Here is a 25,150-nt window from a genome sequence, read left to right as displayed (position 1 = left end):
CGGCCCGAACGGGCGGGCGGGACAACGGCCCGCCGAAGGCGGGCGCACCCACCACCGGGTCGGCCGGAACGGGCGGGCGGCGGGCGCACCCACCACCCGGCCGCAGCCGCGCAGCAGGAGGCGTCCACCCAGTCGGCCGGAAGGGGCCGCCGCCGCGGGCTACTTCTCCGTGACGCCCGCCGAGTCGAACGTCGCCACCTCATGCATCGCCCGCGCAGCACTCTGCACCACCGGCAGCGCCAGCAGCGCCCCCGTGCCCTCCCCCAGCCGCAGGTCCAGGTCGACCAGCGGCCGCAGGCCCAGTTTGTTGAGGGCCGCCACGTGGCCCGGCTCCGCGCTGCGGTGGCCCGCGATGCACGCCGCCAGGGCCTCCGGCGCGATCGCTCGGGCGACCAGCGCGGCCGCTCCCGCCGAGACGCCGTCCAGTACCACCGGCGTACGCAGCGACGCGCCGCCGAGGATGAAGCCGACCAGCGCGGCGTGCTCCAGGCCGCCGACCGCCGCCAGGACGCCGATCGGGTCGGCCGGGTCCGGCGCGTGCAGTTCGAGCGCGCGGCGCACGACGTCGACCTTGCGCGCGTGCATCTCGTCGTTGATGCCCGTACCACGGCCGGTGATCTCGCCCGGGTCGATGCCGGTGTACACGGCGATCAGCGCGGCCGAGACCGTCGTGTTCGCGATGCCCATCTCACCGGTGAGCAGCCCCTTGTTGCCCGCCGCCACCAGATCCCGCGCCGTCTCGATGCCGACCTCGACGGCCGAGAGGACCTCCTCGCGGCTGAGCGCGGGCCCGGTCGTGAAGTCGGCCGTGCCGGGCCGTACCTTGCGCGGCAGCAGTCCGGGCGTGGCGGGCAGGTCCCCGGCCACGCCGACGTCGATGACGCAGACCTCGGCGCCCACCTGATTGGCGAACGCGTTGCAGACCGCGCCGCCGCCGAGGAAGTTGGCCACCATCTGGGCCGTGACCTCCTGGGGCCAGGCCGTGACGCCCTGCGCGTGCACCCCGTGGTCGCCCGCGAAGATCGCGACGGCCGCGGGCTCCGGGATCGGCGGCGGGCACATCCGGGACAGTCCGCTCAGCTGCGCGGAGATGATCTCCAGCATCCCGAGCGCGCCCGCGGGCTTGGTCATCCGCTTCTGCCGCTCCCACGCCTCACCGAGCGCCTTCGCGTCCAGCGGACGGATGTTGGAGACGGTCTCCTGGAGGAGGTCGTGGGGCTCCTCACCGGGCAGGGCGCGACGCCCGTACGTCTCCTCGTGGACGACCCACGACAGCGGACGGCGCTTGGACCAGCCCGCCTGCATCAGCTCGGGCTCCTCGGGGAACTCGTCGACGTAACCGACACACAGGTACGCCACGACCTCCAGGTGCTCCGGCAGCCCCAGCGCACGCACCATCTCGCGCTCGTCGAAAAAGCTGACCCAGCCGACGCCGAGGCCTTCCGCGCGGGCGGCGAGCCAGAGGTTCTCGACGGCGAGCGCGGAGGAGTACGGAGCCATCTGCGGCTGGGTGTGACGGCCGAGCGTGTGGCGGCCGCCGCGCGTCGGGTCGGCGGTGACCACGATGTTCACAGGGGTGTCGAGGATCGCCTCGATCTTCAGTTCCTTGAACTGCTTGGCTCTGCCCTTCGGCAGCGACTTCGCGTACGCCTCGCGCTGACGCTGGGCCAGTTCGTGCATCGTCCGACGGGTCTCGGCGGAGCGGATGACGACGAAGTCCCAGGGCTGGGAGTGGCCGACGCTGGGCGCCGTGTGGGCGGCTTCCAGGACGCGCAGCAGCACTTCGTGCGGGATGGGGTCGCTGCGGAAGCCGTTACGGATGTCCCGGCGTTCGCGCATGACGCGCAGTACGGCTTCGCGCTCGGCGTCGTCGTATCCGGGCGCGGCCGCGCGACCGGCTGCAACCGGCTCGGGCGCGGTGACGGCGGCGGGCTCCGGCTCCAGTTCGGGCTCGGGCGCGGGTTCTTCGGCCACGACGACCTCCTCGGGAGCCACGATCGGCCCGTCCTCGGCGCCAGGCACGGCAACAGGCACGTCGGCGGGCTCGGGAACCACCTCGACGACAGGCAGGGCAGCAGGTACTTCGGCGGGCTCGACAGCCGCCAGGACGAGTGGTTCCGGGTCGCCTTCGCGCGGCGCGGGCACGAGGATCGGCTCGGCATGAGCAGCCGGCTCCGGCACGAACTGCGGCTCCGCCTCCGGCTCAGTGACCGCTGCCACGGCCCCGACCTCCTCCACGGGCTCGGGCGCCGGTTCGGGCTCGGGCGCCGTTTCGGGCTCGGCCTGCACCACCGCGGGGACCGGCGTCGGCGCGAGGTGGGGAGTGGTGGGCAGCGACCCGTTGACCGGGACGAACTGCCCGGCCGACGGCTGCTCGGGCTCCGCCTCCGGCTGCGCCTGCGGCTCGGGCTCGGGTTCGGCGGCCGCGAGAGGAGCCTCGGCGACAACGGGAGGGACCGGTGTGGCAGGAGCGGGCTCCGGGGCGACCGCTTCCACCGACGCCGGAGGAGGCGTGTGGAACTGCGGCGGCTGCGGATCCCAGGGAGCCCCGCCCTGCGGCGGAATCTCGCCCAGCTGCGGTCCCGGCAGCATGGCTGCCGACCCCTCGCGCGGGATGTCGAGGTACTCCGGACCCGCCGTGGGCGGCCCGGGGTTGGCGACCGCCATCGCGGGCGGGCGCGCGCCCGCCGGACCGCGGTCGGCGAGCGAGCGCACCACTCCGCCCGAGGTGTCGGGCAGCGGCGGGCCCATGTGCAGCGGGCGTCGCATGGGCGGAGGCGTCGGCATGCCCGATGTGGGCGGAATGCGTACGCCATTGAGGTCGACGGAACCGGAGTCCCGGCCACCGGCCTCGTGAGCACCCGACTCGTGAGCGTCGAAGACAGGCAGGGCGGGTGCCGGCGGCTCGGCCACCGGGGCCGGTTCGGCGACAGGCTCCGAGACGGGCTGCTCATCTCTGAACTCAGGCGCCGGCGGCGCGGGAGCGGCGAACTCGGCAGCCGCGTACTCCGGCGCCGCGTACTCCGGTCCAGCGGGCGACTGCACTCCCACGAACGCCTCGGCATGAACCGCGGACACAAAGGACTCGGCGCCATGGTGCTCGGAGACGAGATGCTCGGGAGCGGAGGTCTGAGCCGTCGGCGCGGGCGGCGGCACGGCCACCGGAGCCTGTCCTTCCATGGATCCCGCAGATCCATGGCCGGCCGGCGCCTGAGCCAGCGGGCCCTGCTGCACGGACTGCACGGAGACGGGCTGCACGGGCACGGACTGCACGGGGACGGACTGCATCGCCTGGACAGGCTGCGCCGACTCCACGGACTGCACGGACTGCACGGACTGCATCGCCTGGACAGGCTGCGCCGACTGCACGGGCTGCATCGGCTGCGGATCGCTCCACGCCCCCTGCGCGCCCGGCATCAGCAGCAGATCGTCCTCTTCGGAGCCGTTCTCGGAGGGGTCGAGGTAGGTGTACGAGCCAGGAGCGGGGACGCCCGGCTGCTCCACCATGCCTGCGTTCTCCGGCAGCCCCTCGCCCGGGATCTGGCCGGTGTCAGTCATGCGTACCCCTCGCCCATCGCTTGTGTTCCTTCGCCCGTCGCCCGGGACGCCCGATCGCGGCACACCTGACGCCCGTCAACAAGAACGAGCGTGTGCGCCGCGCGGCACGATGCCCCCACGGTCTCCAAGCATTCTCGCGGCCGTTCGGCGCCGCGGCCATGAGATCTGCCACGGCCCGTTGTGGGCTGCGCCACGTTGCGCTTCCCCCGGTTCTGACGTACCACATATCGGAACCAAAGCGGCCCCATTTTCCGGACATTGACGAACGAAGCGACGAACGTCCGGGTGCGGTACAACGATCGGCCAGCCTACCGCGCGCCGTCCGGCGGCAGGGTCATGGGGCGCTCTCCACCCGTCGGCCGGAGACCAGGAAGACGACGGAACGCTCCCGCTCCGCCCATGCCGTGGTGTCCATGTCGACGCACTGCAGCAGCGCGCACTCCACCTCGTAGCCGCCGGCCGCGAGGGCGGCGCCGATCGCCTCCGCCTCGTCGCGGGTCGAGGCATGGGTGACGATGCGCTGCGGCCGCCGGTCGGCGCACGCGGTCACCACCGGCACTCCCCCGCCCCCGATCCGTACGACATCGGGCTCCGGCAGCCGCTCCAGCACATGGGGCGCGCGGCCCTGGACGACCTGGAGCTGGGCGCCCGCGTGCCGGGCTGTGGCGTCGGTGCGTGCGCAGGCGTCCGCGTCAACGTCGACGGCGATGACCGCGGCGCCGAAGCGGGCCGCCTCCGCCGCGAGTGCGCCGCTGCCCGAGCCGATGTCCCAGACGAGGTCGCCGATGCGCGGCCCGAGGCGGGCCAGTTGGGCGGCGCGCAGCTGCACCGACTCGCCCTCGCCGGGACCTTCTCCGTACGCGTGTCCGTACGCCTGCGAAGGCAGCGCCCAGCCCCGTACCGCCGACGGGTAGCCGGGCTCGTGGCCCGCGATCCAGCCGCCGCCCTGGACGGCCGCGGTCCCTGCTCCCCCGATGACGATGACGACATTGGGGTCGCGCCAGGCGTGGTCGGCGGCCTTGTCGGAGGTCAGGACGGTGACCTGCTCGCGGTCGGTGCCCAGTTCCTCGCAGATGACGAAGGTGCGGTGCACGCCTTCGAGCAGCAGGGCGAGCTCGGCGGGCCCGGCGCCCGGGGAGGTGAGGACGGCGACCTTGGGGTGCGCCCGGCACACGTTGACGGCGCGGCGCAGCGTACGGCGGTGTGCGACGACGATCTGGGCGTCGTCCCAGGGCATCCCGGCGCGGGCGAAGGCCGTGGCGACGGACGAGACGGCGGGCACGACCTCGACCTCCAGGCCGTGCTCGGGCGCGCGCAGGGTGCGTACGACGCCGAAGAAACCCGGGTCGCCGTCGGCGAGGACGACGGCGCTGCCACGGTGCCCGGCGATCCGCCGGGCGGCGAGGCCGACGCTGCCCAGCCGGATGCGCTCGGCACCCGCCGGTACCTCGGGCAGCGCCAGATGGTGCGCGGCTCCGGCCACCAGCGTGGCGGCGGAGAGGGCGGACCTGGCCGCTGCGGTGAGGGGCGAACCGTCCCAGCCGATCACCGTGACGCGGTCGGCCATCGTCGTCAGTCTCCTGGTGTCGTCGCAGGTCGGGGCAGCCCGCAGGTGCGGGCATGGCGAGAGTACCTGGAGCGGGCCGCGGTGGGTCGTGGCCGGGTGGCGTCAGTTCCAGTCGGTGAAGGAGGCGTATCCCGCGTCCGCCAGCCGGCCCGAGACGCCTTCGAGGTCCTCGGGGAGCAGGCTCCAGACGATCAGATCGGTGCGGATGTCGGCCCAGCCACCGTCCTCGGTCTGAGTACGCGCTATCCATGCGTTGCGCAGGACGCCCTCGCTGATGCAGCCGATCTTCTGCGCCACCTGCTGCGAGGCGGTGTTGTCGGCGGCGGTGCGCAGTTCCAGTCGCTCGAACTTCTGGACGCGGAACAGCCACTGGGCGACGGCGAGCACCGATTCGGTGGCGTAACCCTCGCCGCGCGCCCAGGGGGCGGTGACGTACGCGACCTCGGTGGCGAGGGTGCGCCAGTCGGTGTTCTTGAGACGGACGATGCCGACGAGCCGCTGGGTGAGGAACTCGGTGACGGCCAGAACGATTCCGCGGCCTTCGGTGCGCTCTGCAGGAGCGATCCTGCGGATCCATTCGTCGGAGTCTGCGGCCGTGTACGGGTGGGGCACAGAGGTCCAGGCGGTGACCATCTCGTCGTTCATCATCTCGGTGTGCGCCGGGATGTCGGCTTCTTCGAAGGGGCGCAGCACCAACCGCTCCGTGCTGATGGACACGTCCGGGAAGGTGGTAGTCATGCGCAGCTCCATGCCGAAGACCGTGTGAGAAGGGTCGTAGCCGTAAAGGCACAGCATGCAGCATCCGGTGACGGATGCGCATGGCCGGGTGGCGAGTTGAGCGAGGCCCGGCGCACCTGCCGCGGTGCGCCGGGCCTCGCTCAAGGGGCCTATGGCAAGCCCTACTTGACGGCGCCGAAGGCGGGGACGACCGAGCCGGTGTACTTGTCCTCGATGAACTTCTTCACCTCGGGGGAGTTGAGGAGCTGCGCGAGCTTCTGCACGCGCGCGTCCTTCTCGTTGCCCTGCTTGACGGCGAGGAAGTTGGCGTACGGGTTGCCCTCCGCCTTCTCCAGCGCCAGGGCGTCCGTGGCGGGCTTGAGGTCGGCCTCGATGGCGTAGTTGCCGTTGATTACCGCGGCGTCGACGTCGTTCAGGGCGCGGGGCAGCGTGGCGGCCTCGATCTCCTTGAACTTCAGGCCCTTGCTGTCCTTGATGTCGGAGAGCTTGGCGTCGGTGCCCGCGCCGTCCTTGAGGGTGATCAGGCCGTTGTCGGCCAGCAGCTTGAGCGCGCGGCCCTCGTTGGTGGTGTCGTTCGGCACGGCCACAGTCTGGCCGGACGTGAGCTCCTTGAGGTCCTTGACCTTCTTGGAGTAGAGGCCGAGCGGCTCCAGGTGGACGTTGACGACCGGGACGATGTGGGTGTTGTTCTTCTTGTTGAAGTCGTCGAGGTACGGCTTGTGCTGGAAGAAGTTGGCGTCGACCTGGCCGCTCTCGGTGGCGGTGTTCGGCAGGACGTAGTCCGTGAACTCCTTGACCTCGAGGCTCAGTCCGGCCTTCTTCGCCAGGTTGTCCCTGACGTAGTTGAGGATGTCGGCGTGCGGCGTCGGGGACGCGGCGACGACCAGCGCCTTGGACTGGTCGGCCTTGGCGCCGGAGTCGGCCCTGGCGGCCGGGTCGGACGCGGTGCCGCAAGCGGTGAGGCCGAGGGCGAGGGCCCCGAGAGCGGCGGCGGACACGGTGAGCTTGGTGTTCTTGCGCACGAAAAGTGCCTCTTTCTGGTGGAGCGGAACGGCGCCCGGACAAGGAGTGCGGGCTGTGCGGGGGAAGGTCTGGTGGGTCAGGAAGCGGTACGGCCCCGGCGTGCCAGGAGTCGTACGACTCCGTCGCCAATGAGCTGTACGGCGGTGACGACGGCGATCAGGACGACGACCGTGATCAGCATGAACTGGGTCTCGAAGCGCTGGAATCCGTAGGTGACGGCCTTGGAGCCGAGCCCTTCGCCGCCGACCGCGCCGGCCATCGCCGAGTAGCCGACGAGCACGATCACGGTGGTCGTGACGGCGGAGACGAGCGAGGGCAGGGCCTGCGGCAGCAGCACCTTGCGGACGATCGTCGGGATCGAGCCGCCCATCGACTGCACGGCCTCGACCAGACCGTGGTCGACCTCGCGGATCGCGGTCTCGACGAGCCGGGCGAAGAACGGAATCGCGCCGACGGCGAGCGGCACGATCATCGCGGTGGGGCCGATGAAGGTGCCGACGACCAGGGTGGTGAAGGGGATCAGCGCGATCAGCAGGATGATGAACGGCAGCGAACGGCCGATGTTCACGATCACGCCGACGACCTTGTTCACCGGGGTGTTCTGCAAGAGTCCGCCCTTGTCGGTGAGGACCAGGAGCACACCGAGCGGCAGTCCGCCCGCGACGGTGACGAGGGTCGACCACAGCACCATGTAGAGGGTGTCGACGGTGCCCTGGCTCAGCAGCGGCTGCATTTCCGACCAGGTCACTTGGCGACTCCCTCGACCAGCGCGGCGGTGCTCTGCGCGGGGAGGGCGAACTGCTCGGCGGGGGCCTCGGAGTCGACGACCTCGACCTGCAGGCCCTGCTCGCGCAGGAAGCCGACCGGGACGACGTTCTCCTCGTACCGTCCGGGCAGTTCGATACGCATCCGGCCGATCTGCTTGCCGCCGACGGTGTCCATCGCGGCGCCGAGGATCGAGATGTCGACGTTGTACGTGCGCGAGAGCTGGGAGATGACCGGCTGGGTCGCGGACTCACCGTGGAAGGTGACGTCGACGACGGTGCTTTCGGGGCCGGAGGCCTCGCCGCCGACCGGGAACAGCTCCTGAGCCAGCTCGGAGCCGGGGGTCGCGAGCAGTTCGCTCACGGTGCCGGATTCGATGATCTTCCCCTTCTTCATCAGTGCTGCCGAGTCGCAGATGGTCTTGACGACGTCCATCTCGTGCGTGATGAGCAGGACGGTCAGTCCGAGCTGCCGGTTGAGGTCGCGCAGCAGCTGCAGGATCGAGCGGGTGGTCTCGGGGTCGAGGGCGCTGGTCGCCTCGTCGGAGAGCAGCACCTTGGGGTCGCCGGCGAGTGCGCGGGCGATGCCGACGCGCTGCTTCTGGCCGCCGGAGAGCTGGCCGGGATAGGCCTTCGCCTTGTCGGCGAGGCCCACCAGGTCGAGCAGTTCGAGTGCCTTGCGCGAGCGCTCGGCGCCGGAGACACCGAGGATCTCCAGCGGCAGCTCGATGTTGTCCTTGACGGTGCGCGAGGACAGCAGGTTGAAGTGCTGGAAGACCATGCCGATACGGCTGCGTGCCTCGCGCAGTTCTCTGGAGGCGCGGCGGCCGCGGCCGGCGAGCGCGGTGAGGTCCTGGCCGGCCACGGTCACGGTGCCGGAAGTGGGGCGCTCGAGCAGGTTGACACAGCAGATGAGCGAGGACTTTCCGGCGCCGCTCTGACCGATGACGCCGAAGACCTCGCCCTCACGGACATGCAGATCGACGCCGTCCAGGGCGGAGACCTCGCGGCCTCGTGACGCGTAGACCTTGGTAAGGCCCGTAGTGGTGATCACAGGGGGTTTCCGTCACATTCGAGTGCACGGCGAAGTGTCCGCCGGGCACGGGGCATTCGGGTTGTGGACAGTGGGGCGCCGCACGGCTGATTCGGCTGGTGGCCGGGGGCAACGCGGGCGCGGGGCAGGCTCGCTCCGATGCTTCCTTGTGAAGCACCGGAATCGGCTCGACTGTCGGTCTCGCTTCGGGGCGCGAGGCTCAGGCAGGGGCCCTCAGTTGGCGCACATTCGACACATACAACGAGCACCGGGCGTCGTGATCGCCTCGGTCGCAAGGGTGCGGCTGCTCGTCGTGGTCATGTCGGCAAGTAAAGCAGACAGCGGTACGAAGCGATCAGCGCTGTCCGAATAACGGACTGCACTGCCTCAGCATTCGGACGGGATACGGTCAGGCTCAGCCGGCGGCCGTGGTCTCCACTCCCCCATGCGTGGCCTGCGCGGACACGGCCGAGAGGTCCCTGACGACGACATCGGTGAACAGCTCGGAACGCTCGTGCGTTGTGGCCAAGGCCACGGTCCGCATGCCCGCCGCGCGGCCCGCGGTCAGCCCCGCCGGGGCGTCCTCGAAGACCACGCAGCGCGCCGGGTCGCCGCCGAGGCGGACGGCACCGAGCAGATACGGCTCCGGGTCGGGCTTGCCGCGTGTGATGTCGTCGGCGGCGACGAGGACCTTGGGGCCGATGCCGACCTCTTCGAGCCGTGCCTCGGCCGGCCGGCGGGTCGCGGAGGTGACCACGGCCCAGCGGTAGGCGGGCAGCCGGTCCAGCAGCTCAGCGGTGCCGCCGGCGGCCGGGGCCGCGCGCATCGGGCCTTTTGGCCCGTAATACGCTCGGGGCCATGCTTGACGCCCTGACGGTCGCGGTCGCCGTGACCGCGCTCGCCCTCGCCGCCTGGTGCGGCTACGCCGCCCTTCGCGACCAGCCCACCAAGGACTGGCACTTCATCGGCATGGCCGTGGTGTCGGTGCTGGCGCTGGCGCAACTGCTGGTCGGGATCGTGCAACTGGCACGCGGCGAGGAGGCCGACGAGGGTTCGGTCATCTTCGTCGCGTATCTGATCGGGGCGTTCGCGGCCGTACCGGCGGCGGGTTTCCTCTCACTCACGGAGCGGACCCGCTGGGGTTCCGTCACGGTCGCGGCGGGCGCGATCGTCCTGGCCGTGCTCGAAGTGCGTCTCTACGACATCTGGAACGGCTGACCATGACCGAGACCGCGGAAAGCAAGAAGACCCGGCTGGTCCAGGGCCCCGGGCTGCTGCTGGTCTGGGTGTACGGAGTGATGTCGGTGGGCGCCGTCTCGCGCTCCGTCTACCAGATCGCCACCGACTACGACTCGGCGCCGCTGGCCCACACACTCTCCGCCGTCGCGGCCGTCGTGTACGCGTTCATCACGTACACGCTGGTACGCGGCGGGGAGCGGGCCCGCAGGGCGGCGCTGGTGTGCTGCGCCGCCGAGCTCGCGGGCGTACTGATCGTGGGCACCTGGACGGTGGTGGAGCCTTCCGCCTTCCCGGACTCGACGGTCTGGTCGGCGTACGGCATGGGCTACATCTTCATCCCGGTGCTGCTGCCGGTCACCGGAATGCTCTGGCTGCGCCGCTCCCGTAGGGACATGGCGCAGCCCGCCGCCTGATCGCCGCTACGCGCTCGCGGCGAAGTCGCGCGCCACGGCCTCCTTCTCCAGCGTGAGCAGCGTCAGCCGGGGGCCGACCTGCTCGCTGGAGACCTGCACGTAGCCGCGGCTGCGGTACAGCCGCAGATTGCTCTCGCTGCGGTGGCCGGTGAAGAGCTGGAAGCGCTTGGCGGCGTCTTCGCCCGAAAAACGCTTCTCGATCGCGTCGAGCAGTCGGCCTCCCAGGCCGTGGCGCTGCATCCGGGGGTGCACGATCAGCTTGGCGATCCGGGCCGTTCCGCCCTCGTCGACGCTGCCGCGCACGGAGGCGACCACCTCGTCGCCGAGCTTGGCCACCAGCGCGTGCCCCTGGGCTATTTCGGCCCGCAGGTCGTCCAGGGACTGGGTGAGGGGCTCGATTCCGTAGTCGCCGTACAGCTCGGCCTCGCTCTGGTAGCACAGATACTGCAGCTTGAGGATCTGCTCCGCGTCCTGTGCTCTTGCCGCTGAGATGGTCACGCTCATGCCCATGTGCGCATGCCTCCCGCTCACCTGTCCGCCGGTTGTCTACCGCTCCTTTCCCCCAGGTTCAGGAGCCGCAACCTCTGCCGTCAGCATTCTGCGCAGGCATCCCAGGCAACGGGAACGCATCGGCCCCAGACTGCCTTGTGAGATTCCCAACTCCCCTGCGATTTCGCGGTAGGTCGGGTCGTCGGGCGACAGCATCGCAGTCAGCAGCCGCGGGCAGTTGCCCGGTGTGCGGGCGATCGCATCGCGCAGGGCACGGCGGCGCTCGGACCACAGCGCGGCCCCTTCCGGGCCGCCCGCCGGGTCCGCCGACGGCTCCGGACCGTACGGCCGCTCCCGGGCCGCGGTGCGCCTGGCGCGGCGCGCCTCCGCGCGTACGGCCGACCTGACCCAGCGGGCGGCGTCCGGCGGCGGGCCGGCTCCGTCGAGGCGTTCGAGCAGCCGCACCCAGACGGCCTGTTCGAGATCGCGGGCCTCTATCGCGGCGGCGGGGGCCTCGGCCGTCGCCTCGGCGCTCACGAGCGGACGGAGTTCTTCGAGAAGCGTCATGACCGGCGGGACGTGCCGTCGCACGGCGGCGGTTGCCGTGCGACGGCACAGTCACCCGTACGGGCGGCCGGGCCTCGTGTGCGGCCGCCGGTCAGCCGTTGAAGTCGGCGGCCGCAAGCAGTCCGGTGTCGGCGTTGTCGGTGAAGATGCCGTCGATGCCGGTCTCGAAGTAGATCTTGAACGCACCGAACGCGTCGCCATAGGCGTTCGGGTCGGTGCCGCGCCGGAAGTCGGCGGGCAGGAAGGCGTTCTCGTTGCGCATCGTGTAGGGGTGCAGGATCAGGCCCTTGGCGTGCGCGTCGGCCACCAGCGTCGTCGGCGTGCCCAGCTTGCCGCTCGCGTCCTTCGGGATGATCAGGTCGAGGGTGGGACCGATGCCCTGCGCGTAGGACGCGATCCACTGCAGTCCCTCGGGCTTGACCAGGTCGGCGACCGTGCGCGGGTCGCCCGCCACGACGAAGTCCCACGGGCGGCTGCTCGCGCCGGACAGCAGCACGACGCGCGGCGAGGACACGAGCTTCGCCAACCGCTGGATGCTGCTCGGCTCGAACGACTGAAGGAAGACGGGCGAGTTGCGGCGGTCGCGGCCGTACCTGCGCAGCAGCCGGGCGAGCGGCTCCTCGAGACCGAGGCCAAGACCGCGGAAGTACGTGGGGTGCTTGGTCTCGACATGGAGCCATACGGGACGGCCGCGCCGGCGGCCCTCCTTCTCGGCCCAGCGCAGCACCTCTTCGAAGGTGGGGATCGTCCAGCGGCCGTCGTAGAGGGTGTTCTCCTGACGGATGGCCGGGATCCGCTCCTTGGCGCGCAGCGTCTTGAGCTCGGCGAGTGTGAAGTCCTCGGTGAACCAGCCGGTCAGGCTGACGCCGTCGATGGACTTGGTGGTCTTGCGGGAGGCGAACTCCGGGTGGGCGGCGACATCCGTGGTACCCGTGATGTCGTTCTCGTGACGGCAGACGAGATGGCCGTCCTTGGTGGGCACCAGGTCCTGCTCGATGACATGGGCGCCGAGGTCCAGTGCCAGCTGGTAGGAACCGAGAGTGTGCTCGGGCCGGTAGCCGCTGGCGCCGCGGTGGCCGATGATGGTGGGGGAGGGCAGATCCCTGTACGACGAACCGTGTCCGTCATGGCTCACTTGGCGCTCGTCGGCCTCGGCAGTTCCGGCGGTGAGGCCGCCGACACCGAGAGCCGCAGTGCCGATTACCGCCGCGCCCAGGACGGTCCGACGTCCGGGACTTCTGTCCGCACCCTGTGTCATCGACATTCCTCCGTGTGATGTCCCGCACCTGCCAAGCGATCGCCCGATGGTAGGCAGCCGCGCCTTACCTGCGGCAGACCGTGGACGAACGCAGCGAAAATTCACGTCAACACTGCGTATCCGCTCCGTGAACCCGATGTGCGATCAGGTGCGACCCGCGAGTATGGTCCTCACCTGCACAGACTTCGCCGCCGTTACCGTCCGCCCCCACGCCACCGCCGTATGACACCGGAGGACCCGTTGTCCCGCTTGTCGATCATCAAGGCCGTGCTAGGACCGATCCTGCGCCTGATGTTCCGCCCCCGCGTGGAAGGCGCCGAGAACATCCCGGGGACCGGACCCGTCATCCTCGCCGGCAACCATCTGACGTTCATCGACTCGATGATCCTCCCGCTGGTGTGCGCCCGTCCGGTCTACTTCATCGGCAAGGACGAGTACGTCACGGGCAAGGGCGTCAAGGGCCGGATGATGGCCTGGTTCTTCACCGGCTGCGGCATGATCCCGGTGGACCGCGACGGCGCCAACGGCGGTGTGGCCGCGCTGATGACCGGCCGTCGGGTGCTGGAGGAGGGCAAGATCTTCGGCATCTACCCGGAGGGCACCCGCTCCCCCGACGGCCGCCTGTACCGGGGGCGTACGGGCATCGCCCGGCTCACCCTGATGACCGGTGCGCCCGTGGTCCCGTTCGCGGTGATCGGCACGGACAAGCTCCAGCCGGGCGGCGCGGGTCTGCCGCGGCCGGGCCGGGTGACGATTCGGTTCGGCGAGCCGATGGAGTTCTCGCGCTACGACGGGATGGACCGCGACCGCTATGTGCTGCGGGCGGTGACGGACTCGGTGATGACGGAAGTCATGGAGCTGTCCGGCCAGGAATACGTGGACATGTACGCAACGAAGGCGAAGGCGGCGTGACGGCCTGACGGCCTTGCGGCTAGGTCCTGTTCGGTCGATCAGGCCGGATCAGTGAGCGGGGTCTGGTGCGTGCGATCGCAAGGCGGAGGAAGGAGCCGACGCGGAGCGTCGGCGACTGACGACAACGCAGCGAGCGTGCGTGCCAGGGCACGCGAGCCCGGCAAGATCGGCCGAACAGGACCTAGGTGGGCCGGACCCGGCGTGGGGTCCGGCCTTTCCTCTAGGGGTGTTCGAGGCCGTCCTCGAGCTTCTGGCCGCGCAGCAGGAACCAAGCGGCAACCGCGGTGGCGAGCAGCACCGCCGCGCCCACACCCGTCGCGAACCGCAGCCCGTCGACGAACGCCTCCTGGGCGGCGCCGACCAGGGCCGCACCCTGGTGCTGGGGCAGCGCGCCCGCCGCATCGACGGCCCCGCCGAGCGACTCGTGGGCAGCGGATGCCGCCTGGGACGGCACGCCGTGAGGGGTGGCGAAGTCACGGTAGACACCGGTGACGACGGAGCCCAGCAGTGCGATGCCGAGGGCCGCCCCGAGTTCGTAGGCCGTCTCGGACACCGCGGACGCTGAGCCGGCCTGCTCCTTGGGCACGCTGGACAGAATGATGTCGGCGGTGACGGTGAAGGAGAATCCCGCGCCGACACCGACGAAGAGCAGCGCGGCTCCGAGCAGCGGATAACCCGTGGACTGGCTGATCATCGTCATCGTGGCCAGAGCGAGGCCCACGGCGGCGAGCCCGCCGGCCACCACGGACCGTACGGAGAACCGCCGTGCGACGGTGCCCGCTATCAGACCGGTCGCCACCGCGCCGATCGCGGCGGGCAGTTCGGCAAGACCGGCCTCGAACGGCTCCCTGCCCTGGACCAGCTGCAGGAACTGGGACAGGAAGAACACCAGGCCGGAGAGCCCGAGGATGGTGAGCAGGTCGGCCAGAACCGCGCCGGAGAAGCCCCGGTGGCGAAACAGCCTCATGTCGAGCAGCGGCGCCGGCAGCGTCAACTGCCTGCGGACGAAGCCGTACAGCGCGCCGAGCCCGATGAGGGCCGCGGCACCGGCCTCCCAGGTGAGGCCGTGGGTCGCTGCCTCCTTGATGCCGTATACGACGCCGACTATGCCGACGAGGGACAGCGCGACGCTGATCAGGTCCCAGGGCCCGGACACCGGGTTCTTCGACTCCGGCAGCAGCTTGATGCCGACGAGCACCAGAACGGCCATCACGGGCAGGTTGATCAGAAAGACCGAGCCCCACCAGAAGTGCTCCAGCAGGAAGCCGCCGACGACCGGCCCGACCGCCGCACCGGCGGAGGCCGTCGCGCCCCAGATCCCGATGGCGAGGCTGCGCTCCTTGGGGTCGTGGAAGATGTTCCGGATCAGCGCGAGGGTCGACGGCATGAGGGTCGCGCCTGCGACGCCGAGAAGAGCGCGAGCGAGAATCATCATCTCGGGGGTGGTGGCGTACGCGTTGAGGACGGAGACGGCGCCGAACGCGACCGCACCGACCAGCAGAAGCTTCTTGCGGCCGATCCGGTCACCGAGGCTGCCCATGGAGACGAGCAGGCCCGCTATGACGAACGAGTAGACGTCGCCGATCCACAACAGCTGGGTGCCGGAGGGCTTCAGGTCCTCGCTGAGGAACGGGGTGGCCAGGCCGAGAACGGTGGCGTCCACGGCCACCAGCAGGACGGCCAGCACCAGAACCGCCAGCGCGATCCAGCGCCCGGGGCGGTACAGGGTCTCGTCCGTCCGGCTCGGGCGCTGGACGGTGCTGCTCATTTCTCCACACTCCGTCGTGCTCCGCCGAGCAGCAGCTCGGCGATCATGTACTGGAAGTCCTTCTTGGCGACGCGGCCGTCCATGACGGACCAGGCGCAGGCACCGATGAGGCCGTAGAGAGCCTCGGTCAGCCAGGCGGGCGTCAAGTCGATCCGGAACTCGCCCTCTTCCTGGCCGCGCTTGAAGAGCGCGGACACCCGGGCGTCGAGCCGTGCCCAGCCCTCGTGGACCTGTTCGCCCTCGAAGAGCTGGTTCTCGGTGACGAGGAACGCGAGCAGATCGGCGGCGGGCTCCATCTCGGCGATGAGCCGCCGCAGCCCGTCCCCCGCCCCGCCCTCGTCGAGCCGCGCCCGGTCGAGCGCGGCCTCGAATTCCTGTATGCCGAGCGCTTCCAGGGCCTTGACCAGCGCGTCCCGCCCCGCAAAGTGCCGATGGAGGGTGGCCCGACCGATACCGGCTGCGCGGGCGACCTCGTCCATGGTGGCGGTGGACTTGCGGGAGAGGAGGGCGGCGGCGGCGCGAAGCACCTGGTCCCGGTCGAGAGTCATGAGACAACCATAGCCCACGTGAGACATGAATGTCTCACGCGATATTGCGTCGCCTCATCCGACGCGGAAAAGAGAGCATGTGCGCATGAAGCCGTTGCTACTGATCGACATCGACGGCCCGCTCAATCCGTACGCGGCGCGGGCACAGCGCAGACCGGAGGGATACCGCACCCACCGGATGCGGCCGTCCGGCTGGACGGACGGCAAGCCGTTGCGCGTCTGGCTCAACCCGGAGCACGGGGTGGAGCTGCTGGCGCTGGCCGACGTGTACGAGCTCGTCTGGGCGACCACCTGGAAGGGCGAGGCGAACGAGTGGATAGGTCCCCATCTCGGCCTGCCCGAACTGCCGTTCATCGACTGGCCCCAGATGCACGGAAAGGCCCCTCGCGGGACCTTCTGGAAGACGCAGTACATCCTGGAGTACGCGGCGGGGCGGCCGTTCGCCTGGGTCGACGACGACATCACCGACCTGGACCGCGAATGGGTGGACCAACACCACCTCGCCGCCGCCCTACTGCTGCGCATCAATGAGGGCATCGGGCTGACCCGGCCGGACTTCGACGCGCTCGCGGACTGGGCGGCGGCATAGGCGCCACGCGGCGGCGTAGGCTCCTACTCCTTTTCAGTGGCCCACGCGTGCTGGACCGCCAAGTCCGCCTTCAGCTCAGCCAGTTGCACCGCAACCGCCGAAGGCGCCGTGCCGCCCCTGCCGTTTCGCGAGGCCAGAGCGCCGTGGACGTTCAGGACCGTGCGGACCTCCGGGGTCAGGTGGGGCGAGATCTTCGCGAACTGCGCGTCCGTGAGCTGGTCGAGCTCGATACCGAGCGCCTCGCACTCCTTAACACACTCCCCCGCCACCTCGTGCGCCACCCGGAACGGCACGCCCTGCTTGACCAGCCACTCCGCGATGTCCGTCGCGAGCGAGAAACCGGCCGGGGCCAGCTCCTCCATCCGCTCGCGGTTGACCGTCAGCGTCGCCATCATGCCGGTGAAGGCCGGGAGCAGAACCTCCAGCTGGTCGCAGGAGTCGAAGACCGGCTCCTTGTCCTCCTGCAGATCGCGGTTGTACGCGAGCGGCAGGGCCTTCAGCGTGGCCATCAGGCCCGTCAGATTGCCGATCAGACGGCCCGACTTACCGCGCGCCAGCTCCGCGATGTCCGGGTTCTTCTTCTGCGGCATGATCGACGACCCGGTCGAGAACGCGTCGTGCAAGGTCACGAAGGAGAACTCCTTCGTGTTCCAGATGATGATCTCCTCCGCGATCCGCGACAGATTGACACCGATCATCGCGGTGATGAAGGCGAACTCCGCGACGAAGTCCCGCGAGGCCGTGCCGTCGATGGAGTTGCCCACCGAGCCGTGTTCGAAGCCCAGGTCCGCGGCGACCGCCTCCGGGTCGAGGCCGAGCGAGGAACCGGCGAGGGCGCCCGAGCCGTACGGGGAGACCGCGGTCCGCTCGTCCCACTGCCGCAGCCGCTCAGCGTCCCGGGACAGCGACTGGACATGTGCCAGGACGTGGTGGGCGAAGAGCACCGGCTGTGCGTGCTGAAGATGCGTACGGCCGGGCATCGCGACGTCCGGGTGCGCCTCTGCCAGACCCACCAGCGCGTCCTGGAGGCCGGCGATCAGGCCGCCGATGATGCGGGCGTGGTCCCGCAGATACATCCGGAAGAGAGTGGCCACCTGGTCGTTCCGCGACCGCCCGGCCCGCAGTTTGCCGCCGAGGTCGGCGCCGAGGCGCTCCAGCAGGCCCCGCTCGAGGGCGGTGTGCACGTCCTCGTCGGCGATCGTGCCCACGAAGGACCCGTCGGCGACATCCGCTTCGAGCTGGTCGAGCCCGGCCAGCATGCGCTGGAGCTCGTCGTCCGTGAGCAGGCCCGCCTTGTGCAGCACGCGCGCGTGCGCCCGGGAACCGGCGATGTCGTACGGCGCGAGACGCCAGTCGAAGTGGACCGACGCGGACAGCTTGGCCAGCGCCTCGGCAGGACCGTCGGCGAACCGGCCGCCCCAGAGCCGGACGTCACCGTTGTTGCTGCTCACAGCTGAAGCTCCTCTTGAGGGTGGATGTGCAACTCCCCCTAGGCCCTGGCGGGCCTGGGGGGACCCCCATCCGCCGCGGAGCAACGGGGAGGCGGCTTGGTACAAGTATGGAATCAGGCGAGGTCGCGCTTCGCGGCGATCTTCGACGACAGGCCGAAGAGCTCGATGAAGCCCTGCGCCTTGGACTGGTCGAACGTGTCGCCCGAGTCGTAGGTGGCGAGGTTGAAGTCGTACAGCGACTCGTCGGACCTCCGGCCCGTGACGACGGCGCGGCCGCCCTGGAGGGTCATCCGGATGTCGCCGGTGACGTGCTGGTTGGCCTCGTTGATGAAGCCGTCCAGGGCCCGCTTGAGCGGGGAGAACCACAGGCCGTCGTAGACCATCTCGCCCCAGCGCTGCTCGACCTGCCGCTTGTAGCGCGCCAGCTCACGCTCGACCGTGACGTTCTCCAGCTCCTGGTGGGCGGTGATCAGCGCGATCGCGCCCGGCGCCTCGTACACCTCACGGGACTTGATGCCGACGAGCCGGTCCTCGACCATGTCGATCCGGCCGATGCCGTGCGCGCCGGCCCGCTCGTTGAGCTGCTGGATGGCCTGCAGGACGGAGACGGGCTTGCCGTCGATGGCGACCGGGACGCCTTCCTTGAAGGAGATGACGACCTCGTCGGCCTCCCGCTGCACCGCCGGGTTCGAGGTGTACTCGTAGATGTCCTCGATCGGCCCGTTCCAGATGTCCTCCAGGAAGCCGGTCTCGACGGCCCGCCCGAAGACGTTCTGGTCGATGGAGTACGGCGACTTCTTGGTGGTCGCGATCGGGAGCTGCTTCTCCTCGCAGAAGGCGATCGCCTTGTCCCGGGTCATCGCGTAGTCACGGACCGGGGCGATGCACTTCAGATCGGGACCGAGGGCGGAGATACCGGCTTCGAACCGCACCTGGTCGTTGCCCTTGCCGGTGCAGCCGTGGGCGACGATGCCGGCGCCGTGCTTCTTGGCGGCGGCGACGAGGTGCTTGACGATCGTCGGCCGGGAGAGGGCGGAGACCAGCGGGTAGCGGTCCATGTAGAGGGCGTTGGCCTTGATCGCCGGAAGGCAGTACTCGTCCGCGAACTCGTCCTTGGCGTCGGCGACCTCGGCCTCCACCGCACCGCAGGCGAGCGCGCGCTTGCGGATGACGTCCAGGTCCTCGCCGCCCTGGCCGACGTCCACGGCAACGGCGATGACCTCGGCGCCCGTCTCCTCGGCGATCCAGCCGATGGCGACGGAGGTGTCCAGGCCGCCCGAGTAGGCGAGTACGACGCGCTCGGTCACGGGTTTCTCCTTACGGTGCATTCAACGATAGGCATAACTATGCACTAGTCCGTATGTTTCGTCAACGCGGTCCCCGCGACGCGCGCCACACCCACAAAACGGCGCGGCATATTCCGCTTTCTGTGGCACATCGGGCGCACGCGGTTGTCCGTCCCGGCAGGCGCGCCTACGATCGCCCGGCGGTCATACCTCCGCACGGCGTCCCCCAGCGTCCAATTCGCGGAACCCGCCCCGTTCGGAATGTCCCGGGTGCAGGCTTCCGCGCACACATGCTCTGCGGCACCCGGCGGCAGGCAGCACGTACTGGGAGATCCCCATGTCCACGGCTTACGGCGCACGCACCGCACGCCGGTATGCCGCATCTCTGCACGGCAGACGGCGCTCTCCCGCCGTTCCCGTCCTGCTCCTCGTCTGGGGCGGCGCCGCCGCCGTACTGGCCCTGTGGTGGAGCAGCACCCCCGCTGTCGTCGGCGACTCGGAGTGGATCATCGGCGCGGGCCGTATCACCGGGCTCCTCGCCGGCTACGGCTGTGCCGTCCTCGTCGGTCTGATGGCCCGGGTCCCCGGTCTTGAGCGCCGGGTCGGCAGCGACCGCATCGCCCGTTGGCACGCGATGGGCGGCCGGTACACCCTCAGCCTCGTTCTCGCCCATCTCTTCCTGATCGTCTGGGGGTACGCGACGGAGGGCGCCACCGGCATGGTGGAACAGACGGTCACCCTGGTCCTGGACTACCCGGACATGATCACGGCAGCCGTCGGCACGGCGCTGTTCGTCGTCGTCGGCCTGGTCTCGGCCGGTGCGGTGCGCCGCCGGGTCAGCTACGAGACCTGGTACTACCTCCACCTCACCACCTATGCCGCGCTCTATCTGACCTTCTGGCACCAGCTGACGAACGGCTCTCAATTCCTCGGCAACAAGGCCGCCTGCGCCGCCTGGTACGTGCTGTACGGCGGGGTGGCACTGCTGGTCCTCTGGTACCGGATCCTCGTTCCTGTACGTCTCAACCTCCGTCATCGCATGCGCGTCGAGGCCGTCGTCGCCGAGGCGCCCGGCGTGCTGTCCGTGCTGATCCGGGGCAAACGGCTGCACAAGCTGCGCGCCGAGCCCGGCCAGTTCTTCCGCTGGCGCTTCATGGCCAAGGGGCTGCGCTGGTCCGCCAATCCGTACTCGCTGTCCGCCCTGCCCCGGCCGGATCTGATGAGGATCACCGTCAAGGCCGCCGGCGGGCACAGCGCCGCCCTCGCCGCGGTCCGCCCGGGGACCCGGGTGTGGGCCGAGGGGCCGTACGGCGCACTCACCGCGGCCCGGCGCAGGCACCGCAAGGTGCTCCTGGTCGCCGGCGGGGTGGGGATCACCCCGCTGCGGGCTCTGTTCGAAGCGCTGCCGGCCGGACCCGGCGATCTGACACTCCTCTACTGGGCCCACACCGAGCAGGACCTGGCACTGCGCGGCGAGCTTGAGGCGATCGCCGACGCCCGCCGCGCACGGCTGTACTACTCGGTCGACAGCGTGCACGGCCGGCGAGGAGCCCGCCTCACCGCGTCCACCCTGCAGAAGGTGGTCCCCGACATCACCCGGCACGACGTCTATCTGTGCGGTCCGCCCGCGATGACGAAGGCCGCCCGGGAGGCGCTGCGCGAGGCCGGGGTCCGGGCCGGTCACATCCACCAGGAGATCTTCGAACTGTGAGCACCACGAGAAAGGGCGCGTTGCGCCGGGTCGTACTGAGCTCCGTGGTAACCGTCTCGGGCGTCGTACTCATGCTCGCGCTCAAGCCGCACACCGTGCCCGGCACCTCCGTACAGGCGGCTGATCCCACTCGGTCTGTGGCTCCCGCGCCGTCGGGAACCCCGACGACGACGGCCTCGGCGAGTGCCCGGCCCTCGCCCTCCGCGTCGAAGCCGGCCGCTGCGTCCGCCTCGAAGGGCCCGCAGACCAAGGCGCCGACGGCGACGCGCAGCGCATCGAAGCCGCCGTCCGCGCCCGCCAAGCAGACCGTCACCACCCGCTCCGTGACGGGCAGCACGGTGCAGACCAAGTACGGCCCGGTGCAGGTAAGGATCACTCTGTCCGGCGACCGGATCACAGCCGCCTCCGCCGTGCAGTCGCCGTCGGAGACGCCGCGCTCCCGCGACATCTCGTCGACGGCGATCCCCACACTCAACCAGCGGACCCTGTCCGCCCAGAGCGCGGACATCGACGCCGTCTCCGGCGCCAGCTACACCAGCGAGGGCTATATCGGCTCCCTGCAGAGTGCTCTGGACAAGGCCGGTGCCTGAGCGCCTGCGCCATGTCGAGGAGGCGATGGGCACCGTGTTCTCCTTCGACATACGAGGCGCCGACGAGGAGGGGGTCCCCGCTGCCCTCGCGTCGGCCGTGCGATCGCTGCACCAAGTGGACCAGGTGTTCTCCACCTACCGCCCCCAGAGCCAGGTCAGCAGGCTGGCCAGGGGCGAACTGACCCTGCCTCAGTGCGACCCGGAGGTCACCGAGGTGTGGCGGCTCTGCGAGCGCGCCGAGCTGCTCAGCGGCGGGAGTTTCACCGCCTCGTACGCGGGTTCCTGGGACCCGACCGGACTGGTGAAGGGCTGGGCGGTGGAACGGGCCGCGCAGCTCATCGCCGAGGCGGGCGCCATTGCCGTATGCGTCAACGGCGGCGGCGATGTACAGCTGTACGGCGCTCCCGCACCGGACCGCCCTTGGCGGATCGGCGTGACGGATCCGCTGGCCCCCGGGGGACTTGCGACCGTCGTGGAGGGCAGCGGCATGTGCGCGGTGGCGACGTCCGGCCCCGCGGAACGCGGCTGCCACATCGTCGACCCCCGTACCGGCGAGACCCCGGCGGACGCACTCGCCTCGGTGACCGTGGTCTGCGAGCGGCTGACCGACGCGGACGCCTGGGCGACGGCCGCATACGCCATGGGAACCGAGGCTCGCGAATGGCTGGAGGCGCTGCCCGGGGCCGAGGCGTACGCCGTTACGGCCGGGGGCACGACCTGGAGCACCAACGGCTGGCGTCGGTACGGATAATCGTGGCATGGGAAAGCTCTACGAACGGATAGACGGCCGACTGCGCACCTTCATCGAGGAACAGCCCCTCTTCTTCACCGCGACCGCGCCGCTGTCCGGCGACGGGACGGTCAACCTGTCCCCCAAGGGTCTGACAGGCTCCTTCGCCGTCATCGACGACCGGACCGTGGCCTACCTCGACTTCGCCGGGAGCCACAACGAGACCATCGCCCACCTCCGCGAGAACGGCCGCATCACCCTGATGTGGTGCGCCTTCCAGGGGCCGCCGAACATCGTGCGGGTGCACGGCCACGGCGAGCCCGTCTTCCGGGACGATCCGCGCTGGAAGGAGCTGCTGGCGCACTTCCCGGACATCGACACCACCCCGCACGGGCTGCGCGCCATCATCGTCGTACGGGCCGAAGTCGTCCGGGACAGCTGCGGATTCGCGGTGCCCTACATGACGTACGACGGGGACCGTGAGACGCACGGCCGGCGGTTCTCGCGCGAGGACGACGCGTCGCTCAGCGCGTACTTCGAGAAGAAGCCGGACATCGCCAGCAGCATGGACGGACTTCCGGGGCTCCCCCTGCCACTGCCGCCGACGCCCTGAGCCGTACGGACCAATGGCGCTGCCGCCGGGGCAGGGAGCGCATACGGTCGCCCCTATGCGCAAGGCTTCTCTCCTCGGTCCTGTTCTGTTCGTCGTCTCCTTCGTGGTCGCTTTCGTGCTCTCCGCATCGGCCGGCGCCGCGCAGGTTCACACGCCGGTTCACACGCCTGTCCGCGCGCCGCTGCCCGCGCGGATGGCCGACACCGGCGGCGGATCCCAGCTGATCACCGCCGAGGCCGCGCGGCCCGGCTCCACCACGGGCACGGTGACCTGGTGGGACCGCCGCGGTGACGGCCGATGGGTGGTCGCGGGATCGGCAGTCGCGCGGTTCGGCGCGAAGGGACTGGTCGAGGGCGCCCTCCGCAAGCAGGGCACCAGCACCACGCCGACCGGGCTGTACCGGCTGCCGTACGCCTTCGGGATCGAGGCGGCGCCCGCCGGGACCGCGTACACGTATCGCCGCGTGACGAAGACGTCCTGGTGGTGCCAGGACACCGCGTCCCGCGCGTACAACCGCTGGGTGGAGTCACTGCCCGCGGACTGCCGGGCCGCCGAGTCCGAGCATCTGACTGCCTACCGCCCGCAGTACGCCCACGCGATGGTCATCGGCTTCAACTACGACCGTCCGGTGCGCGGCCGCGGCGCCGGGATCTTCCTGCACGTCAACGGGCGCGGCGCGACGGCCGGTTGTGTCTCGGTGCCCGAGGCGGCCATGAGCCGGATCCTGGCCTGGGCCGACCGGCACCGCAACCCGCACATCGCCATCGGCACCGCTTCTGGACGCACGGCTCTCACGCGCTACTGACCGGGGCGACCGAGCCACAGATTGCTCAAGCGCCCCTCGAGTTGAACTCCACGCGCCTCGTTTGCGTATCCCCGTACGCGAAAGTGGTACAGGCGAGGAGCAGCCGTGGTGATGTTGCAGACCGGTCGGGCCGCAAGGCGTCAGACCATGCGTGCGATCCGCCCGCGGCGTGACCCGGCGGCGGCGCTGCTGGCCGTCACCTGGGCAGGGGCGGTGGCCGTCCTGTCCCTGTGGTGGCAGAACACGGCGGTGGTGCACATGACCACCGCCGAGTGGCTGATCGGTGCCGGCAGGATCACCGGCCTGCTGGGCGGATACGTGATCGCGCTGGTGGTCTTGCTGATGGCACGCGTCCCGGCTCTGGAACGGCGGGTGGGTTCCGACCGGGTGACCCGCTGGCACGCGATGAGCGGACGCTACGCGATCAGTCTGATCGTCACGCATGTCGTGCTGACCGTCTGGGGGTACGCCGTCCAGGCCCGTACGGGCCTCGTGGAGCAGACCGTCACCGTCGTCGTCGACTTCCCCGAAATGATCAAGGCGGCGATCGGCACCGGGCTCCTGCTGCTCATCGGCTTCGTCTCGGCCGGGGCAGTGCGTCGGCGGATGGCGTACGAGACGTGGTACTACCTGCACCTTCTCACCTATGTCGCGGTGTATCTGACCTTCTGGCACCAGCTGGCGACGGGTGCCGAGTTCGTGGGGAACCCGACGGTGCGCAACGTCTGGTACGTGCTGTACGGGGCGGTCGGCGCGCTGTTGGTCTGGTACCGCGTCCTGGCGCCCGTCCGGCTCAATCTCTGGCACCGGATGCGGGTCGAGTCGACCGTGGACGAGGCACCCGGTGTGGTCTCCGTGCTGATCACCGGGCGGCGGCTGCACCGGCTCGGCGCCGAGGCGGGTCAGTTCTTCCGCTGGCGGTTCCTCACCAAGGGGCTGCGCTGGAGCGCCAATCCGTACTCGCTCTCCGCGGCGCCCCGCCCCACTCTGATGCGTATCACCGTCAAGGCGGTCGGCAAGCACAGCACTGCCCTGTCCCGGCTGGAGCCGGGGACGCGGATCTGGGCAGAGGGGCCGTACGGAGCCATGACCGCCGGCCGCCGGAGCCGCAACAAGGTGCTGCTGATCGCGGGCGGCGCCGGAATCACCCCGCTGCGGGCACTGTTCGAGACGCTGCCCGGCGGCCCGGGCGACCTGACGCTGCTCTACCGGGCCAGCAAGAAGCAGGACCTGGCGCTCTGGAGCGAGCTCCAGCAGATCGCTGAGCGCCGGGACGCACAGCTGATGTACGCGGTAAACGGTCCGGACGGAGCCCGGCCCGAGATCACCTCCGAGCGGCTGAAGGAAGTGCTGCCCGACATCGACGAGCACGACGTCTATCTCTGCGGGCCGCCCGGCCTCGCCGAGGAGTCGTACCAGGCACTGCGCGCAGCGGGAGTGCCGTCCCGCCGGATCCACCACGAGTCCTTCGAGATGTGAGGCCGTCCTTGAAGAGGAA

23 protein-coding genes and 1 pseudogene are annotated in these 25,150 nt (G+C 70.3%); 10 read left to right on the top strand and 14 right to left on the bottom strand.

The genetic code is table 11. From position 1 onward, the window contains the following. Positions 1 to 159 precede the first annotated feature (159 nt). The 7 genes and pseudogenes from cobT to OOK40_RS10050 all read right to left on the bottom strand — a co-directional run. Entirely contained in the window at positions 160 to 3,558 is a 3,399-nt protein-coding gene (cobT, locus tag OOK40_RS10080; RefSeq protein WP_266478526.1) for a nicotinate-nucleotide--dimethylbenzimidazole phosphoribosyltransferase, read from the bottom strand. A 334-nt stretch (positions 3,559 to 3,892) separates the two neighbouring features. Beyond that, on the bottom strand, positions 3,893 to 5,125 hold the full coding sequence (gene cbiE, locus OOK40_RS10075; RefSeq protein WP_266478522.1) for a precorrin-6y C5,15-methyltransferase (decarboxylating) subunit CbiE: 1,233 nt from the start codon (positions 5,123 to 5,125) through the stop codon (positions 3,893 to 3,895). Between the two features lie 102 nt (positions 5,126 to 5,227). After that, positions 5,228 to 5,920, bottom strand: a complete 693-nt coding sequence (locus OOK40_RS10070) for a GNAT family N-acetyltransferase (protein WP_266479095.1) — start codon at positions 5,918 to 5,920, stop codon at positions 5,228 to 5,230. A gap of 104 nt (positions 5,921 to 6,024) precedes the next feature. Then, entirely contained in the window at positions 6,025 to 6,885 is an 861-nt protein-coding gene (locus OOK40_RS10065; RefSeq protein ID WP_266478518.1) for a MetQ/NlpA family ABC transporter substrate-binding protein, read from the bottom strand. Between the two features lie 77 nt (positions 6,886 to 6,962). Continuing rightward, the gene (locus OOK40_RS10060) at positions 6,963 to 7,634 is read right to left on the bottom strand and encodes a methionine ABC transporter permease (RefSeq protein WP_266478514.1); all 672 of its coding nucleotides are present in this window, start codon (positions 7,632 to 7,634) and stop codon (positions 6,963 to 6,965) included. Next, positions 7,631 to 8,704 carry a methionine ABC transporter ATP-binding protein gene (locus OOK40_RS10055; RefSeq protein ID WP_266478511.1) on the bottom strand — a complete coding sequence of 358 codons (1,074 nt, stop codon included), beginning with the start codon at positions 8,702 to 8,704 and terminating at the stop codon, positions 7,631 to 7,633. The genes OOK40_RS10060 and OOK40_RS10055 overlap by 4 nt, the downstream gene beginning before the upstream one ends. A 394-nt stretch (positions 8,705 to 9,098) precedes the next feature. Further along, a pseudogene (locus tag OOK40_RS10050) lies at positions 9,099 to 9,485 on the bottom strand (HAD-IA family hydrolase); the annotation flags it as partial. Positions 9,486 to 9,541: 56 nt separating this feature from the next. Between OOK40_RS10050 and OOK40_RS10045 the strand changes: the two are divergent. Then, positions 9,542 to 9,901, top strand: a complete 360-nt coding sequence (locus tag OOK40_RS10045) for a hypothetical protein (RefSeq protein ID WP_266478509.1) — start codon at positions 9,542 to 9,544, stop codon at positions 9,899 to 9,901. Between the two features lie 2 nt (positions 9,902 to 9,903). Beyond that, complete coding sequence (locus OOK40_RS10040) at positions 9,904 to 10,335, top strand: hypothetical protein (protein WP_266478506.1); 432 nt, start codon at positions 9,904 to 9,906, stop codon at positions 10,333 to 10,335. 6 nt (positions 10,336 to 10,341) lie between these two features. On the opposite strand, the gene OOK40_RS10035 is transcribed toward OOK40_RS10040, so the two are convergent. The 3 genes from OOK40_RS10035 to OOK40_RS10025 form a co-directional block, all read right to left on the bottom strand. Next, the gene (locus OOK40_RS10035) at positions 10,342 to 10,845 is read right to left on the bottom strand and encodes a GNAT family N-acetyltransferase (protein WP_266478502.1); all 504 of its coding nucleotides are present in this window, start codon (positions 10,843 to 10,845) and stop codon (positions 10,342 to 10,344) included. A 36-nt stretch (positions 10,846 to 10,881) separates the two neighbouring features. Next, positions 10,882 to 11,391: a sigma-70 family RNA polymerase sigma factor gene (locus OOK40_RS10030; protein ID WP_266478497.1), complete on the bottom strand. Its 510-nt coding sequence runs from the start codon at positions 11,389 to 11,391 to the stop codon at positions 10,882 to 10,884. 91 nt (positions 11,392 to 11,482) lie between these two features. After that, entirely contained in the window at positions 11,483 to 12,649 is a 1,167-nt protein-coding gene (locus OOK40_RS10025) for a glycerophosphodiester phosphodiesterase (protein ID WP_266479092.1), read from the bottom strand. A gap of 249 nt (positions 12,650 to 12,898) precedes the next feature. On the opposite strand from OOK40_RS10025, the gene OOK40_RS10020 reads away from it, so the two are divergent. Further along, entirely contained in the window at positions 12,899 to 13,561 is a 663-nt protein-coding gene (locus OOK40_RS10020; RefSeq protein WP_323136044.1) for a lysophospholipid acyltransferase family protein, read from the top strand. A gap of 220 nt (positions 13,562 to 13,781) precedes the next feature. On the opposite strand, the gene OOK40_RS10015 is transcribed toward OOK40_RS10020, so the two are convergent. Then, complete coding sequence (locus OOK40_RS10015; RefSeq protein ID WP_266478491.1) at positions 13,782 to 15,329, bottom strand: MFS transporter; 1,548 nt, start codon at positions 15,327 to 15,329, stop codon at positions 13,782 to 13,784. Beyond that, on the bottom strand, positions 15,326 to 15,877 hold the full coding sequence (locus tag OOK40_RS10010) for a TetR/AcrR family transcriptional regulator (RefSeq protein WP_266478487.1): 552 nt from the start codon (positions 15,875 to 15,877) through the stop codon (positions 15,326 to 15,328). The genes OOK40_RS10015 and OOK40_RS10010 overlap by 4 nt, the downstream gene beginning before the upstream one ends. Positions 15,878 to 15,962: 85 nt before the next feature. On the opposite strand from OOK40_RS10010, the gene OOK40_RS10005 reads away from it, so the two are divergent. Then, on the top strand, positions 15,963 to 16,466 hold the full coding sequence (locus OOK40_RS10005; protein WP_266478484.1) for an HAD domain-containing protein: 504 nt from the start codon (positions 15,963 to 15,965) through the stop codon (positions 16,464 to 16,466). A gap of 23 nt (positions 16,467 to 16,489) precedes the next feature. Here OOK40_RS10005 and argH read toward each other — a convergent pair whose 3' ends face one another. Both argH and OOK40_RS09995 read right to left on the bottom strand, forming a co-directional pair. Further along, the gene (gene argH, locus OOK40_RS10000; protein ID WP_266478481.1) at positions 16,490 to 17,917 is read right to left on the bottom strand and encodes an argininosuccinate lyase; all 1,428 of its coding nucleotides are present in this window, start codon (positions 17,915 to 17,917) and stop codon (positions 16,490 to 16,492) included. Between the two features lie 113 nt (positions 17,918 to 18,030). Beyond that, positions 18,031 to 19,224 (bottom strand): argininosuccinate synthase, encoded by a 1,194-nt coding sequence (locus OOK40_RS09995; RefSeq protein WP_266478478.1) that lies wholly within the window; start codon positions 19,222 to 19,224, stop codon positions 18,031 to 18,033. Positions 19,225 to 19,540: 316 nt separating this feature from the next. Here OOK40_RS09995 and OOK40_RS09990 point away from each other — a divergent pair, with 316 nt between their 5' ends. From OOK40_RS09990 to OOK40_RS09965, 6 genes are all read left to right on the top strand, one after another. Then, entirely contained in the window at positions 19,541 to 20,914 is a 1,374-nt protein-coding gene (locus OOK40_RS09990) for a ferredoxin reductase family protein (protein WP_266478475.1), read from the top strand. Beyond that, positions 20,911 to 21,504, top strand: a complete 594-nt coding sequence (locus tag OOK40_RS09985) for an FMN-binding protein (RefSeq protein WP_266478470.1) — start codon at positions 20,911 to 20,913, stop codon at positions 21,502 to 21,504. Before OOK40_RS09990 ends, OOK40_RS09985 begins: the two co-directional genes overlap by 4 nt. Before the next feature lie 25 nt (positions 21,505 to 21,529). Then, positions 21,530 to 22,255 carry an FAD:protein FMN transferase gene (locus OOK40_RS09980; RefSeq protein ID WP_266479090.1) on the top strand — a complete coding sequence of 242 codons (726 nt, stop codon included), beginning with the start codon at positions 21,530 to 21,532 and terminating at the stop codon, positions 22,253 to 22,255. A 7-nt stretch (positions 22,256 to 22,262) separates the two neighbouring features. Beyond that, positions 22,263 to 22,847 carry a pyridoxamine 5'-phosphate oxidase family protein gene (locus tag OOK40_RS09975; RefSeq protein WP_266478467.1) on the top strand — a complete coding sequence of 195 codons (585 nt, stop codon included), beginning with the start codon at positions 22,263 to 22,265 and terminating at the stop codon, positions 22,845 to 22,847. Positions 22,848 to 22,902: 55 nt separating this feature from the next. Next, positions 22,903 to 23,652: a L,D-transpeptidase gene (locus tag OOK40_RS09970; protein WP_266478456.1), complete on the top strand. Its 750-nt coding sequence runs from the start codon at positions 22,903 to 22,905 to the stop codon at positions 23,650 to 23,652. Positions 23,653 to 23,799: 147 nt separating this feature from the next. Further along, complete coding sequence (locus OOK40_RS09965; protein ID WP_266478454.1) at positions 23,800 to 25,131, top strand: ferredoxin reductase family protein; 1,332 nt, start codon at positions 23,800 to 23,802, stop codon at positions 25,129 to 25,131. The last annotated feature ends 19 nt before the right edge of the window (positions 25,132 to 25,150 follow it).

Origin of the sequence: Streptomyces sp. NBC_01481 (genome assembly GCF_026339995.1) — a bacterium.
In the GTDB taxonomy this organism is placed as follows: domain Bacteria; phylum Actinomycetota; class Actinomycetes; order Streptomycetales; family Streptomycetaceae; genus Streptomyces.
This window is presented reverse-complemented; position numbering and strand designations above follow the sequence as displayed.

Bases quoted from the DNA above. Each gene is read 5' to 3' on its own strand.
- cbiE (WP_266478522.1), bottom strand. From the start codon at position 5,125: ATGGCCGACCGCGTCACGGTGATCGGCTGGGACGGTTCGCCCCTCACC.
- cobT (WP_266478526.1), bottom strand. From the start codon at position 3,558: ATGACTGACACCGGCCAGATCCCGGGCGAGGGGCTGCCGGAGAACGCA.
- OOK40_RS10040 (WP_266478506.1), top strand. From the start codon at position 9,904: ATGACCGAGACCGCGGAAAGCAAGAAGACCCGGCTGGTCCAGGGCCCC.
- OOK40_RS09975 (WP_266478467.1), top strand. From the start codon at position 22,263: ATGGGAAAGCTCTACGAACGGATAGACGGCCGACTGCGCACCTTCATC.
- OOK40_RS10010 (WP_266478487.1), bottom strand. From the start codon at position 15,877: ATGACTCTCGACCGGGACCAGGTGCTTCGCGCCGCCGCCGCCCTCCTC.
- OOK40_RS10005 (WP_266478484.1), top strand. From the start codon at position 15,963: ATGAAGCCGTTGCTACTGATCGACATCGACGGCCCGCTCAATCCGTAC.
- OOK40_RS09965 (WP_266478454.1), top strand. From the start codon at position 23,800: ATGCGTGCGATCCGCCCGCGGCGTGACCCGGCGGCGGCGCTGCTGGCC.
- OOK40_RS09990 (WP_266478475.1), top strand. From the start codon at position 19,541: ATGTCCACGGCTTACGGCGCACGCACCGCACGCCGGTATGCCGCATCT.
- OOK40_RS10030 (WP_266478497.1), bottom strand. From the start codon at position 11,391: ATGACGCTTCTCGAAGAACTCCGTCCGCTCGTGAGCGCCGAGGCGACG.
- OOK40_RS09980 (WP_266479090.1), top strand. From the start codon at position 21,530: ATGGGCACCGTGTTCTCCTTCGACATACGAGGCGCCGACGAGGAGGGG.
- OOK40_RS10045 (WP_266478509.1), top strand. From the start codon at position 9,542: ATGCTTGACGCCCTGACGGTCGCGGTCGCCGTGACCGCGCTCGCCCTC.
- OOK40_RS10035 (WP_266478502.1), bottom strand. From the start codon at position 10,845: ATGGGCATGAGCGTGACCATCTCAGCGGCAAGAGCACAGGACGCGGAG.
- OOK40_RS10070 (WP_266479095.1), bottom strand. From the start codon at position 5,920: ATGCTGTGCCTTTACGGCTACGACCCTTCTCACACGGTCTTCGGCATG.
- OOK40_RS10015 (WP_266478491.1), bottom strand. From the start codon at position 15,329: ATGAGCAGCACCGTCCAGCGCCCGAGCCGGACGGACGAGACCCTGTAC.
- OOK40_RS09970 (WP_266478456.1), top strand. From the start codon at position 22,903: ATGCGCAAGGCTTCTCTCCTCGGTCCTGTTCTGTTCGTCGTCTCCTTC.
- OOK40_RS10025 (WP_266479092.1), bottom strand. From the start codon at position 12,649: ATGACACAGGGTGCGGACAGAAGTCCCGGACGTCGGACCGTCCTGGGC.